The sequence below is a fragment of the Colwellia sp. SU-HH00943 genome (assembly GCF_057546125.1).
Map to the genome: position 1 here is coordinate 1,135,236 of NZ_BAAJLW010000001.1, position 15,367 is coordinate 1,150,602.

The window sequence follows — 15,367 nt, forward strand, 5'->3', positions numbered from 1 at the left end:
ATTAATATATAAGGTTTTAAATGTAGATGACAGTTACTCGTTTGACCACGCAACATTTTAGAAATTTAAAACCTTCAACAATAGAATTTCATCCTAAATTAAATTTTTTTATCGGGGATAATGGCAGTGGCAAGAGTAGCTTATTAGAAGCGCTTTTTTTTCTTGGACATGGTAAATCGTTTAGGACGACTAAAGTGGACAGTTTAGCTTGTTATCAGCATGACAAGTTTGTTGTAAGTGTAAAAAATGATAAAGACTGTCAATTAGGTCTAAGTCGAGATATAGGCTCAGGTTTAACAAGTATTAAAATAGATGGGGATCGCCACACAAGGTTATCTGAACTTGCAAAAAATATTGCTATTCAAATTGTTACGCCAGAAAGCTTTAAACTTTTTTTTGGAGGACCTAAAGAAAGAAGGCGATTTGCAGATTTAGGTATGTTTCACGTGAAACATAACTTTTCAAATCAATGGAGAAATTTTGCTAGACTTCTAAAACAGCGAAATGCATGTATTAGAAACAATGTAAATAAAAAAGAACTTAATTACTGGACTGAGCAATTTTGTCAACACTCAATAGTTGTTGCAGAAGAAAGAAGACAATACATCGATGCCTTGGTAAAAGAACTTAATGTTTGGTTAGCCATACTCTTGCCTTCTATAAGTGAAACAGTAACGGTTCAATATTTACAAGGCTGGCCCCAAAAAAAACAATTAGCAGACGTGTTATTAGCTAATGAAGAAAAAGAAAAAGCTTTTGGTCATAGCCTTTATGGTGCGCATAAATTCGATGTAAAGTTTCTATTAAATAGACAACAAATAGAAACACAGCTTTCGAGAGGGCAACAAAAGTTGTTTTTACTGGCATTAACTTTTGCTCAATCTAAATTGATTGCACAAGTTAATCGAGTAAAACCAATTTTATTAATCGATGATATTGGTGCAGAACTGGATGCTTCATCACGTTCTGCGTTATCATCGGCAATTGATTTTTTAGGTTGCCAAGTGATAATAACGGCAATTGAAACTAATGTGATACAACCTTTTATTCAAAGTGATTTAGAAAATGAATATAAGATGTTTCACGTGAAACATGGTGAGATTACTTTAGGTAAACTTCATCCAGATGCTTCTGAAATTTAATCAAAAGCAATGTAATAAGAGTGAATAGGCTAAAACTATGACAGTAGAAAACGAATATGACTCGTCCAGTATTAAAGTACTAAAAGGACTAGATGCAGTACGAAAACGACCAGGCATGTACATTGGTGACACAGATGATGGCACTGGCTTACATCATATGGTTTTTGAAGTTTTAGATAACTCTATTGATGAAGCATTAGCAGGTCACTGTAGTGATATAGTGGTAACCATACATTTAGATGGTTCTGTATCCGTTAAAGATGACGGTCGTGGCATTCCAACAGAAATACACCCGGAAGAAGGGGTATCAGCTGCAGAAGTTATCATGACAGTATTACATGCTGGTGGTAAGTTTGGTGGCGAAGATTCAGGTTATAAAGTATCTGGTGGTCTTCACGGTGTTGGTATCTCAGTTGTAAATGCATTAAGTGAAAAACTTAAATTAACAATACGAAGGGATGGCCAACTACATGAGCAATTTTATAACATGGGTGAACCAGATGCACCGCTAGCGGTTGTGGGGGAAAGTGATCATACTGGTACAGAAGTAAGGTTTTGGCCTAGCAGTGAAACCTTTTCTGATACTTTGTTTCATTATGATATTTTAGTGAAAAGAATTCGAGAACTGTCATTCTTGAACTCTGGTGTTTCAATCAAATTAATTGATGAACGTGAAGAAGGCAGAGAAGAGCACTTTTGTTATGAAGGTGGAATCCAAGCGTTTGTAGACTACTTAAATACAAACAAAACAGCGGTAAATGAAGATATTTTCTATTTTGATTTAGACCGTGAAGATGGCATTGTTGTTGAAGTTGCAATGCAGTGGAATGATGGCTTCCAAGAAAACATTTTCTGTTTCACTAATAATATACCTCAACGAGATGGTGGTACGCATTTAAGTGGCTTTAGAACAGCATTAACAAGAACGCTGAACTCTTATATGGTCAAAGAAGGGCTAAATAAAAGTAAAAAAGGTGAAACAAGTGCAACCGGTGATGATGCTCGAGAAGGGTTAACTGCTGTTATTTCGGTTAAAGTTCCAGACCCTAAATTTTCTTCACAAACTAAAGACAAATTAGTTTCTTCAGAAGTTAAAACAGCTGTTGAACAAGCTATGGGTGAGAAACTTGGTGAATATTTATTAGAAAACCCAAGCGTAGCTAAAACGATTATCATGAAAATTGTTGATGCTGCACGAGCTCGTGAAGCGGCGCGGAAAGCACGTGAAATGACACGTCGCAAGGGTGCTTTAGATATTGCAGGTTTGCCAGGAAAATTAGCAGACTGCCAAGAAAAAGACCCAGCACTTTCAGAACTATATATTGTGGAAGGGGACTCTGCTGGCGGATCCGCTAAGCAGGGACGAAATCGTAAAAACCAAGCTATCTTGCCATTAAAAGGTAAAATTTTAAACGTTGAAAAAGCACGTTTTGATAAAATGATATCTTCACAAGAAGTAGGAACACTGATTACCGCACTAGGTTGTGGTATTGGTCGTGATGAATATGACCCTGAAAAACTACGTTATCATAGCATTATCATAATGACGGATGCGGATGTTGATGGTTCACACATTCGAACCTTGTTACTAACATTCTTCTATCGTCAAATGCCTGAAATAATGGAAAGAGGCCATATCTTTATTGCTCAGCCACCATTGTATAAAGTTAAAAAGGGTAAACAAGAGCGCTACATTAAAGATGATGAAGGCTTAACTGAATACCTTACTACATTAGCTTTAGAAAATGCTGCTATTCATGTAAATGAGCAAGCACCGGCTATTTCAGATATTGCATTAGAAAATTTAGTAAATGAATTCCGCGGAACCATGGATATTATTCAGCGCATATCAAGACAAATACCTGCAGATATCTTAGAGAAGATGGTTTATAGCCGTTGTATCAGTAAGGAAGATTTTTCTAATGAAGAGAAAGTAAACGAGTGGGCTAAAGACTTAATTACTCAACTCGATAACCAAGACGGAAATGGCTCAATATACTCAGTAACAGTTGAACGTGATAATGAACGAAATATCTATTATCCGAAGTTTAATGTCAGACAGCATGGTATTGATAAAGAGTATGACTGTGGTTATGAGTTCGTACAATCAAGAGAGTTTGCGGCAATTATTTCATTAAACAAAGCTATTAACGGTTTAATGGAAGAGGGTGCATATGTTAAGCGTGGAGAAAAAGTTAAACCAGTATCAAGCTTTGAAGAGGCGCTAAACTGGTTAATGGCGGAATCAAAACGTGGTCAATATATACAACGTTATAAAGGACTAGGTGAGATGAACCCAGAGCAACTTTGGGAAACTACAATGGACCCAGAAACGCGTCGTATGTTGAAAGTAACTATTGAAGATGCAATCGCAGCGGATCAGTTATTTACAACCTTGATGGGTGATCACGTAGAGCCGCGTCGTAACTTTATTGAAGATAATGCATTAAAAGTTTCAAATTTAGACTTTTAAGTAATAAGCTAGCGTCGCTAAAATATAATTTCATATGCTCGGTCATCAAAACCGAGCATTTTTACTTTAAAAACAGTGTGTTACTAACACATTAAACACGAATATTAAAAAGTGAACTGTAAACTCATGACAAGTTTCAATTGTAAAACCTTTCAAGGCTTAATTTTGCAACTGCAAGATTATTGGTCGCGTCAAGGATGCGTTATTGTACAACCTTTAGATTTAGAAGTAGGTGCTGGTACTTTTCATCCAATGACCTTTTTACGCGCTATTGGGCCCGAGCCAATGAGTAGTGCCTATGTGCAACCATGTAGACGACCAACAGATGGTCGTTATGGTGAAAACCCAAACCGTCTACAGCATTACTACCAGTTTCAAGTAATGCTAAAACCCTCGCCAAAGAATATTCAAGAGTTGTACTTAAACTCACTAAAAGAGTTAAATATAGATCCGCTTGTACATGATATACGCTTTGTAGAAGATAACTGGGAATCACCAACATTAGGGGCGTGGGGCTTAGGCTGGGAAGTATGGCTCAATGGTATGGAAATAACACAGTTTACATATTTCCAACAAGTGGGTGGCTTAGAGTGTGCACCAGTGACCGGTGAAATAACTTACGGTTTAGAGCGCTTGGCTATGTACATTCAAAATGTTGATAGTATCTATGACTTAGTTTGGGCCGATGGCCCTATGGGCAAAGTCTACTATGGTGATGTTTTTCATCAAAATGAAGTTGAGCAATCAACATATAATTTTGAACATGCTGATGTTGATGCGTTATTTAAGCAATTTGACCAATGTGAAAAAGATAGTGAAAAATTGATCGCAGAAAATTTACCGTTACCAGCTTATGAACAAGTAATGAAAGCATCTCATGCGTTTAATTTATTGGATGCTCGTCATGCTATATCGGTAACTGAGCGTCAACGCTATATATTAAGAGTTCGTACACTATCAAAAGCTTGTGCAGAGGCATACTATGCTAAGCGAGAAGAGCTTGGATTCCCTTTATGTAAAGAACAAGAGTCAACTAAACCATCAACAAAGGGAGAAAAATAATGAGCACAGAAACTCTCTTAATTGAATTGGGAACAGAAGAGTTACCACCGAAATCATTAAAAACATTAGCAACAGCATTTTATGACAATATAAAAAGCCAGTTAGATAGCTATGATTTGAGCTATAGTGACATTAATTGGTTTGCTACACCGCGCAGGCTGGCTGTTCAGGTAAGTGAATTAACAGCAAAACAAACCGATAAAGTCGTAGAAAAACGTGGTCCAGCGGTTAATGTAGCTTTTGATGATCAAGGACAACCGAGTAAAGCAGCCATTGGTTGGGCAAAGTCAAACGGTATAACAGTTGAACAAGCTGAAAGACTAACCACTCCAAAAGGCGAATGGTTGTTACATAAAGCAACAGTAACAGGCAAGACTCTATTTGACTTAGTTCCTGATATGGTGACAACAGCTTTAAATAAGTTACCTATTGCTAAACCAATGCGTTGGGGTGCAGAGCGCACTCAGTTTATTCGTCCTGTGCATACTTTAACGATGCTATATGGCGATAAAGTTATCAAAGGTGAAGCTTTAGGTGTAAGTTCAAACAATCAAGTTCAAGGCCACAGGTTTCATCATGAAGGCTTAGTAACTATTAATCATGCCGATGATTATCAAACAGAGCTAGAGAAAGCATTTGTCAAAGTAGATTATCAAGCACGTCAGAATGAAATTGTTGAACAAATAAAAACAGCAGCTGATAATATTTCAGCGGTAGCATTAATTGATGAAGATCTACTTGAAGAAGTAACTTCATTAGTTGAATGGCCTGTGACATTAGTAGGTACGTTTGATGAAGATTTCTTAAAGGTACCAGCAGAGCCGTTAATATATTCAATGAAAGATCACCAAAAATATTTCCCGGTAACAAACGAAGCAGGTGAGCTGGTCAATAAATTTATCTTTGTGGCAAATATTGAGTCGAAAGAGCCAAGAGAAGTTATTTTTGGTAATGAAAAAGTTATACGTCCAAGGTTAGCGGATGCAGAGTTTTTCTTTAAAACAGATAAAAAGAAAACTTTAGAATCAAGACTAGCAACTCTGGAATCAGTACTGTTTCAAAAACAACTTGGAACCCTAAAAGCAAAATCTGAGCGTATAGCAGCATTAAGTAAAGTTATTGCAAGTCAACTAAATGAAAATAGTGACCAAGCTTATCGTGCCGGATTATTGAGTAAAACAGATTTATTGTCTGACATGGTACAAGAGTTCCCACAGGTTCAAGGTACAATGGGAAAATACTATGCGCTTAACGACGGTGAAGATGTAGCTATCGCACAGGCACTCGAAGATCAATACCGCCCAAGATATGCTGGAGATACTTTACCTGAAGGCAACATAGGTTGCGCGGTAGCAATCAGTGATAAAATTGACACACTCGTAGGCATCTTTGGCATAAATCAACCACCTAAGGGTGATAAAGACCCGTTTGCTTTAAGAAGAGCAGCAATAGGGGTTATACGTATAGTTATTGAAAAACACCTGAATTTAGACCTTGCTAGCTTGATTGAAGAAAGCATCAAGCTTTTTGGTGATAAATTAACTAACGAGAACACAGCTGATAATGTCCTTGATTTCGTTATGGGACGTTTCCGTGCCTTTTATCAAGAGCAAGGAATAGCAGTTGATGTTATTAATGCTGTTTTAGCGAAAAAACCAAGTGCGCCATTAGATTTTGATAAACGTATTAAAGCAGTGAGCTTTTTTGGTGGTTTACCGGAAGCAGCAACACTTGCAGCAGCAAATAAGCGTGTTGGTAATATTTTGGCGAAGTTTGATGGGCAGCTTTACGAGGCATTTAAATCAGATTTAGCAAGCGAACAGGCTGAGCAAGATTTATTTGCCGTTTTTGAAACGATAAGTTTAAAAGTTGCACCTTTAGTCGCAGATAAAAACTATCAAGCAGCATTAACAGAGTTAGCAGCGTTGAAAACACCTATAGATACTTTCTTCGATAGTGTGATGGTTATGAGCGATGATGAAGCGGTAAAAGTAAATAGATTAACTTTATTAAACGAAATTCGTAATAGCTTCTTTGCAATAGCAGATATCTCACTACTGCAATAAAGCACGAGCTAGCAAAGCTTTAAAATGAAAAGGGCATAACAAAATGCCCTTTTTTATGCCTGCTAATCAGTAAAGTAGAAAAGTATCAGCTAATTGAGCGTATCATATATTATATAGATCTTTAAAAAATCGATTAGCACGAGGAAGGTAATAGTTTTCATAGTTAAGTGAAAAGGCGATGCTGATTGCTTTTCCCTTCAATTCATGACGAGGAACGAAGCCATAGACACGTGAATCAGCGCTATTTCGACGGTTATCGCCAAGCACTAAATAATGGTTACTAGGCACTGTAACGGCATTAAAGTTACTCAGTTGATTACTCTTATTACTATCAACCTTAATAGCATGTTTGACGACACCTAAATGTTCAATACTAAAAAGTTGGTTTGAATCCTGATTTAACGGAGAATAAAGCACAGGTTTACCGTTAATAAATAACTTTTCATCCCTCATACTAATTACATCACCAGGAAGACCAATAACACGTTTGATAAGCCTGTTATCTGCAGCTTTAGATTCAAACACTGCAATATCACCACGTTGAGGCTCACTTGTTTTTAAAAGGGAAAGTTGACTAAAAGGCAGACGTAAATCGTAAGCCATTTTGTTGACCACGATTCGATCACCTTCCTTGATTGTTGGCTGCATAGATCCAGTTGGCACAGTATACCAATCAGCGATTGCACTTCTAAATACCGTCATTAAAACTATAAAAACAACGAATTGCTGATTATTTTTTAAAAGCTGTTTGATAGATTTCATCAATGAATATCCTTTAATTTAAACACTCAAATATAGAGTATGTATTTGGCGACTAGTTCGCTAAATACATATTTAGTTACAAAGGAGTGACATAATGGGTGAAGGAAATGAAGTGATAAAAAAGAGTAACAGAAAAAGGAAAGTGTATTGTGCTAGATCAAAAAGCTAGATAGATATCGGCGTAGAGTGTTAATTGAAAGGTATCAATAATAATTGAATCAGTTAGGAGAAAATTATGATCATAGAAAAGCATGATTTACACCACGAATTTCCAGAATTTAATGATGAAATACATCACTTAAAAATGAATGATAATCACTTTGCTCGTTTGTTTAAAGATTACCATGAAGTCAATCAAGAAGTTGTTCGTATCGAACAAGGTGTTGAAAACACAAGCGACGAGTATATTGAAAAAAGAAAACTACAACGCTTAAAATTAAAAGATGAGTTATTTTTTATGCTGAAAAAAGTAGAACTCTAGAACAATTAGAGCTTTTTAATTACGTATAAATACGGTTTTTCAGCTACTTGTTTGGCGATAAGTTCATGTTCCATAAAACGACAAAAACTGGGAATATCACGGGTAGTTGAAGGATCGTCACACTTTATTAATAAGGTTTCTCCACTCGCTATTTTTCTAATTTTTAAACGCACCATCATAACAGGCTCTGGGCAGCGTAAACCTAAAGCGTCTAAAAAATGATCGGCAGTTTGAAAAATAGTGCTTGTCATAACTTAAATAGTCTAATTTATTAAAAAAAAGGTGTAGACTAGCTATTGTACTGCATCTATAAACGAATTCAGAGTAGTTAAAACTAATAAATTTATAGATAATCTATACTAGAGAATATTAAAGAGTTTACGATATCAAACCCATGACTGTAATTAGAATAAATTTGCTGTGCTGGCTAGTTATAGCTTTAGTTATTAGTACAACGGTTTCTGCCAATGAACCATTACATTTAACTGTCAATAAAGCGCTACAAAAACAGTTTTTAAAAGCAGAGAAGCTAGTTAATAAAAGTAACTCAGCAGAATATCAGAGTTTATATAATCAATTACATTATTACCCACTTCAACCTTATTTAGATCAGAAAAAACTGATGGCTAACCTTCGCTTGTCTTCATCAAAAGAGATAATGAAGTTTTTAGATAAATATCAAGGTACACCACTGGATTGGCCGTTACGTAAAGCTTGGCTATCTTATTTAGCAAAAAAGAAGCAGACACAATTATTTTTAAATTTTTATAAACCCACAAGCAATGCCAAGCTTACATGCCACTACTTAAGATTTCAGCTACAGTCTGGACTCCCTGAGAGTGTTGTGCTGCCACAAGTGACTAAACTATGGGTTGTGGGTAAGTCACAAGATAAGGTTTGTGATCCTTTATTTGAACGCTGGCAAAAAACAGGGTATCGAACCAACGATGTTATTTGGCAGCGAGTTGAATTAGCCGCAGATGGCGGAAAGCACACACTACTTCCTTATTTAACCAAGCTATTGCCCCCTGAGCAGCAATATTTAGCAAAATTATGGCATAAAACACGCCGAGACCCTTCTATTGTAAGTAAGCTGAAATACTTCCCAAATAAATCAGTCAGAGAAACCCAAATTTTAACCTATGGTTTTAAACGATTAATTTGGCGCTACCCAGATACAGCCTTGAAGAGCTATAAAAAGGCGCAACAAACATTTACTTTTACTTCCAAGCAGCAAGTAGAAATAGCAGAAAGGTTTGCTGTTGCGCTGGCGTCAAAAAATCATAGTAAAGCGCGAGAATGGTTAGACAAGCTTGAACTTGCCTCTTTGGATCAATCCATGTTGCAATGGCGACTTTCACAGGCTCTTAAACAACAAGACTGGCAACGTTTATTAGTTGAGTTAAAGCAATTACCCGTACAACATAAAGACGATCTACAATGGAAGTATTGGTATGCCAGAGCACTTATTGCTACAGGTGAAAAAAAACGTGGTAAGTTTGTGCTTGAGCAATTAGCGAATGAGCGACACTATTATGGTTTTTTAGCGGCAGGTTATTTACAAAAGCCAGTGAGCTTGCAAGATAAGCCATTATCCTTTTCTCTCAGTGAAAAGCGTAAGGTGATCAATAACCCTGCTGCCAAAAGGGCGTTTGAGTTTTATCACTTAGGTCGATATGTAAAAGCCAGATCAGAGTGGAATTACTTGGTCAGTCAGTTAAATGATAGAGAGAAATTAATCGCAGCTAAAATAGCGAATGAAAATGAGTGGTTTGATCGCACTATCTTCACGTTAGCTAATGTTGGTTACCTTGATGACGTGGCGTTAAGGTTTCCTAAAGCCTTTGATTCTGAGATAAATCACCATGCTAATGATCATAAAATAAACCCTGCATGGGCATTTGCTATTGCTCGCAGGGAAAGCTCTTTTATGACAGACGCACACTCACCAGTAGGTGCAAAAGGTTTAATGCAGTTAATGCCAAATACGGCAAAAAACTTAAAACGTGGCAAGGTGAGTCGCAATTACTTACTTAATGCGGATAACAATATTGCTTTAGGCACGCAATATTTAAAAATATTACTAGACAAGAATAAAGGAAATCAAGTGCTTGCAACAGCTTCATATAATGCAGGCCCATATAGAGTTAAGCGTTGGCTGAAAGATATTGATCTCATGCCTGCAGATATTTGGATAGAAACCATTCCTTTTAAAGAAACTAGAAACTATGTAAAAAGTGTTTTAGCCTACCAAGAGATCTATCAGCATGAGCCAGGGCAGGTAAGTCGTATCTTTGAGCAGGTGATAAATATGAATATCGGAGATTGAAATTTTATTCGATAAAAGTGACACTATGTGCTTTTATATTCCGAATAAATATAAATATTTTGCATATAAAGTTGCTACTAGCTAAATGGCTGATGTAGCCAGTGAATTATGGCATGTGTTATTATGATGGCACGAATATCAAGAGAAACACTTATGAATACCTCAGTAAACAAACTTGAATCAGAATATCCTGCACATATTGCTCAACTTCAACAGCGAACTAAGCAGGCTTTATCGAGAGAAAATATTGAAGGAATTGTTATTCACTCAGGACAAGAGGTCAAAGCTTTTCTTGATGATAATACATACCCTTTTAGAGTTAACCCGCATTTTAAATATTGGTTACCTTTACTTGATATTCCCAACTGTTGGCTGATTGTAAATGGTGAAGATAAACCAACCCTGATTTATTATCAGCCAGTGGATTTTTGGCATAAAGTAACTCCTTTATCGGAAAGCTACTGGGGAGAGTTCTTTACTATCAAAGTGCTAACTAAAGCAAGCGATGTTGATAAACTCTTACCGTATGACAAAAACGACTTTGCATACATTGGCAGTCATATTGAAGTTGCTAAAGCGTTAGGCTTTGAAGTTATTAATCCTGAACCACTGCTTAATTATTTTCATTATCACCGTGCTTATAAAACTTCTTATGAGCAAGAATGTTTACGTCAATCTAATGTGTTGGCAGTTGAAGCTCACAAAGCAGCTAAAGCTGCATTCTTTAATGGTGACTCTGAGCTAAGTATTCAAAATGCTTATTTGAATGCCATCTCTTATACCACTAATGAAACCCCTTACGGCAATATTGTTGCCCTCAATGAAAATTGCTCTATTTTACATTACATGACCATGGAAAAAGAGGCGCCGAAAGCGCATCACTCTTTTTTGATAGATGCTGGCGCAAATTTTAATGGTTATGCCGCAGATATCACTCGTACCTATGCATTTAAACAGGGTAAGTTTGCAGACTTGATAAAACGTATGGATCAACTGATGTTAAACGCAGTCAATGGTTTAAAACCTGGGTTAAGCTATGTTGATTTACATAGGGCAACCTATAAAGAAATTGCACAGGTATTAGTAGATTTTGGCTTTATTAATGTTAGTGCCGATACTGCAGTGGAATCAGGAATAGTCAGTGCCTTTTTCCCGCATGGTTTAGGTCATCATTTAGGGCTACAGGTACATGATGTAGGTGGCTTTATGGCCGATGAGCGTGGTACACACATAAATTCACCGAAAGAGCATCCATTCTTACGTACCTCAAGAGTCATTGAAGCAGGACAAGTATTTACTATTGAGCCAGGCTTATACTTTATTGATTCGTTGTTACAAGGCGTGAAAGATTCTAACAATAGTGACCAAATTAACTGGCAAAATGTAGATGATATGCGCATGTTTGGTGGCATACGCATTGAAGACAACATCATTGTTCATAAATCTCACAATGAAAACATGACGCGTGATGCAGGATTAGATTAGCGGCCAATGAATAAGCCCTATGAAGTTGCGATTAACCAAGTAAAACATGAAACTATCGTTAATCGTAGCCGGTTTATTTGCTATTTATATCCTTGTACCAGTATTGAAACAGCGAAAGCTTTTGTCAGGCAATTACAACTTGAGCATCCACAAGCAAACCATCACTGTTATGCTTTTTTAACTAAAGCTGCCGATGACAGCTTAGGTTATGGTTATTCTGATGATGGTGAACCTAGCGGGACAGCGGGAAAGCCTATGCTGGCGGTTTTACAAGGAGGAGCTATTGGCGAAGTTTGCGCGGTTGTCGTGCGATATTTTGGTGGCACCAAGCTAGGAACCGGAGGTTTACAGCGAGCTTATGGAGATAGTGTTCGACAAGCATTAACATTTTTGCAGTCAAAAACTAAAATAGCTATGGCGGCAAAAACATTAGCGTGTCAATATAGCCAAGTTGATGACGTGTTACACATTATTAACCAGGCTGAAGGAAAGGTTGTGGAGCAGTCTTATTTGCAACAAGTACAATTTAGTTTGTTAATACCTTTGTCTCAGCTCAATGTAGTGGAGCAAAAACTGCAAACATTATCAGCGGGTATATTACAGCTAAAAGCAATAGATGAAGAATAAAGCAAATGTTTTTAGCGTAACAACAGCAAGTCAAATTTAAAGAAATAAAAACAACAAAACGTGCAATATAAAAACATAATAAGAATTTTGGGGCTGTTGGTAGCACTGCTTAGTGTTACTATGTTGCCGCCTGCATTGGTATCTATGATTTACCGAGATGGCGGTGGTGTTCCGTTTTTAATGGCTTTTCTGTGGTGTATTATCACAGGCTTCCTTGCATGGTATCCCAATCGTTTTGAGAAAACAGATTTAAGGGCAAGGGAAGGCTTTCTCATTGTTGTTCTGTTTTGGCTGGTATTAGCCAGTTTCTCTGCTATTCCACTGCTGCTACTAGAGCAGCCTAACTTTACCATTACGGATGCTTTTTTTGAGTCGTTTTCAGGTTTAACAACGACAGGCGCTACTATTTTAAAACATATTGAAGGCTTACCTCACGCGGTTTTATGGTATCGCCAGCAATTACAATGGCTAGGAGGAATGGGGATAATTGTTCTAGCTGTGGCGGTATTGCCTATGCTTGGTATTGGTGGTATGCAGCTTTACCGCGCTGAAACTCCAGGCCCGGTCAAAGATTCTAAAATGACGCCTCGCATCGCTGATACTGCAAAACACTTATGGTACATCTACTTATCACTCACAGTAGCTTGTGCACTGGGTTATTGGTTGGCGGGCATGTCTGGCTTTGATGCAATATGTCATTCTTTTTCAACCATTGCTATTGGCGGGTTTTCTACCCATGATGCCAGTATTGGCTACTTTAATAGTCCAGCTATCAATCTTGTTTGTGTTTTCTTTTTGATAATTTCTGGTGTTAACTTTGCGCTGCATTATGCGGTTGTGCAAAGTAAGTCACTTAAAAATTATTTTTATGACCCTGAATTTAAGGTCTTTATTGCTATTCAAGTAGTGCTGACTTTGATTTGTTTTATTGTGCTAATGAGTTCAGGTACTTATCAAGATGCTGATCAAGCGCTTGATAAAGCATTATTCCAATCTGTGTCTATTAGTACTACTGCTGGCTTTGCCACCACTTCTTTTGCAGACTGGCCAACGTTACTACCAGTATTATTGATTTTCTCTAGTTTTATCGGCGGCTGTGCAGGAAGTACAGGTGGTGGCATGAAAGTAGTGCGCGTGCTCTTGTTATACCTACAAGGCTTGCGCGAGCTAAATAAATTAGTTCATCCAAAAGCTGTTTTTAGTATTAAGGTAGGTAAAAAAGTATTGCCTGATCGTGTGGTTGAAGCGGTTTGGGGCTTTTTCTCTGCTTATGCGGCGGTGTTTGTGATTTGTATGTTGTTGCTGCTTGCTACAGGCATGGATGACATTACTGCTTTTACTGCCGTAGCTGCCTGTATTAATAACCTTGGTCCAGGTTTAGGTGAAGTTGCTGCTAATTTTGCTGATATTGGTGACGGCAGTAAGTGGGTGTTGATTATGGCAATGCTTTTTGGACGGCTAGAAATATTCACCTTGTTGGTTTTATTTACGCCAGCATTCTGGCGTACCTAATGAAACAGACAAATTAAAAGTATATAGCACTCACTTGGAATAAGCGTTCTACATCACTGATATAGCGCTTGTTGACCAAGAATAAAATAACATGATCTTCTTCTCTGATCAGCGTGGTAGAGTGAGCGATTAATACTTCTGTACCACGAGCGATAGCGCCAATAGTTGTGCCTGGTGGCAGTTTAATATCTTTTATCGCTCGGCCAACCACTTTCGATGATTTTTCATCTCCCTTAGCTACGATTTCAATAGCTTCAGCGGCACCGCCTCGTAAACTGTAGACATTATCAATAGTACCGCGCCGTACGTGTGTGAGTAGGGCTGAAATTGTCGCCTGTTGTGGAGAAATAGCAATATCAATGGCGCCACCATGTACTAGTTCAATATAAGCATCACGTTGAATAAGTACCATAGTTTTGCGAACGCCTAATTTTTTGGCGAGCAACGAAGACATGATGTTGGCTTCATCGTCGTTAGTCACCGCAATAAATACGTCAAATTGCTCGATATTTTCTTCTGTGAGTAATTCTATATCTGAAGAGTCACCATGAAAGACAATCGTATTGTTTAACTCAGAGGTAAGTTGAGCCGCACGCTCAGCAGATCGCTCAATTAGCTTAACTTGGTGGTTTTCTTCTAATATACGAGCAAGTCCAGCACCAATGTTACCACCACCTATAATCATGATACGTTTATAGGCAGGCTCAAGTTTTTGTAATTCATTCATAACAGCTCGAATATGAATACTAGCGGCTATAAAGAATACTTCATCATCTGCTTCAATAACTGTAGTGCCCAAAGGGCGGATTGGCTTACCATTTCTATAGATTGCCGCTACACGGGTATCAACGTTTGGAATATGATCGCGAAGTGTTGATAATGCATGTCCTACTAACAAGCCACCATAATAAGCTTTTACAGCCACCAAGCTGACTTTACCTTTGGCGAACTCTAGTACTTGTAATGCGCCTGGGTAATCGATTAGACGGGCAATATCTCGAGTAACTAACTCTTCTGGAGCAATAACATGATCGACAGGGATATGATTTTTATGGAATAACTTATCAGAGTGCTTTAATACTTGGTTAGAGCGAATACGAGCAATTTTCTTGTGGGTATTAAAAAGGGAAGAGCAAATTTGACAGGTGATCATGTTGGTAGCATCGTCAGACGTTACGGCAATAACCATATCAGCGTCTTCTACTCCCGCATTAATAAGCACTTCTGGATGACAACCTTGACCTGTAACCACTTGCAAGTCCATTTTGTCTTGTAATTCACGCAGCTTGTCACTGTTAGTATCAACAACAGATATTTCGTTATTCTCACCAACAAGGTTTTCCGCTAAAGTGCCACCTACTTGGCCTGCACCCACAATAATTATTTTCATTTGTTATTTTTGTTCTCATTTAAGAGCATATACTTAAA

12 protein-coding genes are annotated in these 15,367 nt (G+C 37.6%); 9 read left to right on the top strand and 3 right to left on the bottom strand.

The genetic code is table 11. The annotated features are described in order from the left end of the window. Positions 1-26 precede the first annotated feature (26 nt). From recF to glyS, 4 genes are all read left to right on the top strand, one after another. On the top strand, positions 27-1,142 hold the full coding sequence (gene recF, locus AC27GZ_RS05015; protein ID WP_487093780.1) for a DNA replication/repair protein RecF: 1,116 nt from the start codon (positions 27-29) through the stop codon (positions 1,140-1,142). A gap of 37 nt (positions 1,143-1,179) precedes the next feature. After that, positions 1,180-3,615, top strand: a complete 2,436-nt coding sequence (gene gyrB / locus AC27GZ_RS05020) for a DNA topoisomerase (ATP-hydrolyzing) subunit B (protein WP_487093781.1) — start codon at positions 1,180-1,182, stop codon at positions 3,613-3,615. A 126-nt stretch (positions 3,616-3,741) separates the two neighbouring features. After that, positions 3,742-4,677, top strand: a complete 936-nt coding sequence (gene glyQ / locus AC27GZ_RS05025) for a glycine--tRNA ligase subunit alpha (protein ID WP_487093782.1) — start codon at positions 3,742-3,744, stop codon at positions 4,675-4,677. Further along, positions 4,677-6,743 carry a glycine--tRNA ligase subunit beta gene (glyS, locus tag AC27GZ_RS05030; RefSeq protein WP_487093783.1) on the top strand — a complete coding sequence of 689 codons (2,067 nt, stop codon included), beginning with the start codon at positions 4,677-4,679 and terminating at the stop codon, positions 6,741-6,743. The genes glyQ and glyS overlap by 1 nt, the downstream gene beginning before the upstream one ends. 102 nt (positions 6,744-6,845) lie before the next feature. Here glyS and lepB read toward each other — a convergent pair whose 3' ends face one another. Continuing rightward, complete coding sequence (gene lepB / locus AC27GZ_RS05035; RefSeq protein ID WP_487093784.1) at positions 6,846-7,505, bottom strand: signal peptidase I; 660 nt, start codon at positions 7,503-7,505, stop codon at positions 6,846-6,848. 235 nt (positions 7,506-7,740) lie between these two features. Between lepB and AC27GZ_RS05040 the strand changes: the two genes are divergently transcribed. Then, positions 7,741-7,986, top strand: a complete 246-nt coding sequence (locus AC27GZ_RS05040) for an HP1242/YdcH family protein (protein WP_487093785.1) — start codon at positions 7,741-7,743, stop codon at positions 7,984-7,986. A 5-nt stretch (positions 7,987-7,991) separates the two neighbouring features. Here AC27GZ_RS05040 and tusA read toward each other — a convergent pair whose 3' ends face one another. Beyond that, positions 7,992-8,237, bottom strand: a complete 246-nt coding sequence (gene tusA / locus AC27GZ_RS05045; protein WP_487093786.1) for a sulfurtransferase TusA — start codon at positions 8,235-8,237, stop codon at positions 7,992-7,994. Between the two features lie 143 nt (positions 8,238-8,380). Between tusA and AC27GZ_RS05050 the strand changes: the two genes are divergently transcribed. The 4 genes from AC27GZ_RS05050 (at position 8,381) to AC27GZ_RS05065 (ending at position 13,939) form a co-directional block, all read left to right on the top strand. Then, complete coding sequence (locus tag AC27GZ_RS05050) at positions 8,381-10,315, top strand: transglycosylase SLT domain-containing protein (protein ID WP_487093787.1); 1,935 nt, start codon at positions 8,381-8,383, stop codon at positions 10,313-10,315. 153 nt (positions 10,316-10,468) lie between these two features. Continuing rightward, positions 10,469-11,800: a Xaa-Pro dipeptidase gene (pepQ, locus tag AC27GZ_RS05055; RefSeq protein ID WP_487093788.1), complete on the top strand. Its 1,332-nt coding sequence runs from the start codon at positions 10,469-10,471 to the stop codon at positions 11,798-11,800. Positions 11,801-11,806: 6 nt separating this feature from the next. After that, positions 11,807-12,427: a YigZ family protein gene (locus AC27GZ_RS05060; protein WP_487093789.1), complete on the top strand. Its 621-nt coding sequence runs from the start codon at positions 11,807-11,809 to the stop codon at positions 12,425-12,427. A gap of 60 nt (positions 12,428-12,487) precedes the next feature. Continuing rightward, positions 12,488-13,939, top strand: a complete 1,452-nt coding sequence (locus AC27GZ_RS05065; protein ID WP_487093790.1) for a TrkH family potassium uptake protein — start codon at positions 12,488-12,490, stop codon at positions 13,937-13,939. Between the two features lie 13 nt (positions 13,940-13,952). On the opposite strand, the gene trkA is transcribed toward AC27GZ_RS05065, so the two are convergent. Next, positions 13,953-15,329, bottom strand: coding sequence for a Trk system potassium transporter TrkA (gene trkA, locus AC27GZ_RS05070; protein ID WP_487093791.1), 1,377 nt, complete (start codon positions 15,327-15,329; stop codon positions 13,953-13,955). Positions 15,330-15,367 lie beyond the last annotated feature (38 nt).

Bases quoted from the DNA above. Each gene is read 5' to 3' on its own strand.
- recF (WP_487093780.1), top strand. From the start codon at position 27: ATGACAGTTACTCGTTTGACCACGCAACATTTTAGAAATTTAAAACCT.
- gyrB (WP_487093781.1), top strand. From the start codon at position 1,180: ATGACAGTAGAAAACGAATATGACTCGTCCAGTATTAAAGTACTAAAA.
- glyQ (WP_487093782.1), top strand. From the start codon at position 3,742: ATGACAAGTTTCAATTGTAAAACCTTTCAAGGCTTAATTTTGCAACTG.
- glyS (WP_487093783.1), top strand. From the start codon at position 4,677: ATGAGCACAGAAACTCTCTTAATTGAATTGGGAACAGAAGAGTTACCA.
- lepB (WP_487093784.1), bottom strand. From the start codon at position 7,505: ATGAAATCTATCAAACAGCTTTTAAAAAATAATCAGCAATTCGTTGTT.
- AC27GZ_RS05040 (WP_487093785.1), top strand. From the start codon at position 7,741: ATGATCATAGAAAAGCATGATTTACACCACGAATTTCCAGAATTTAAT.
- tusA (WP_487093786.1), bottom strand. From the start codon at position 8,237: ATGACAAGCACTATTTTTCAAACTGCCGATCATTTTTTAGACGCTTTA.
- AC27GZ_RS05050 (WP_487093787.1), top strand. From the start codon at position 8,381: ATGACTGTAATTAGAATAAATTTGCTGTGCTGGCTAGTTATAGCTTTA.
- pepQ (WP_487093788.1), top strand. From the start codon at position 10,469: ATGAATACCTCAGTAAACAAACTTGAATCAGAATATCCTGCACATATT.
- AC27GZ_RS05060 (WP_487093789.1), top strand. From the start codon at position 11,807: ATGAATAAGCCCTATGAAGTTGCGATTAACCAAGTAAAACATGAAACT.
- trkA (WP_487093791.1), bottom strand. From the start codon at position 15,329: ATGAAAATAATTATTGTGGGTGCAGGCCAAGTAGGTGGCACTTTAGCG.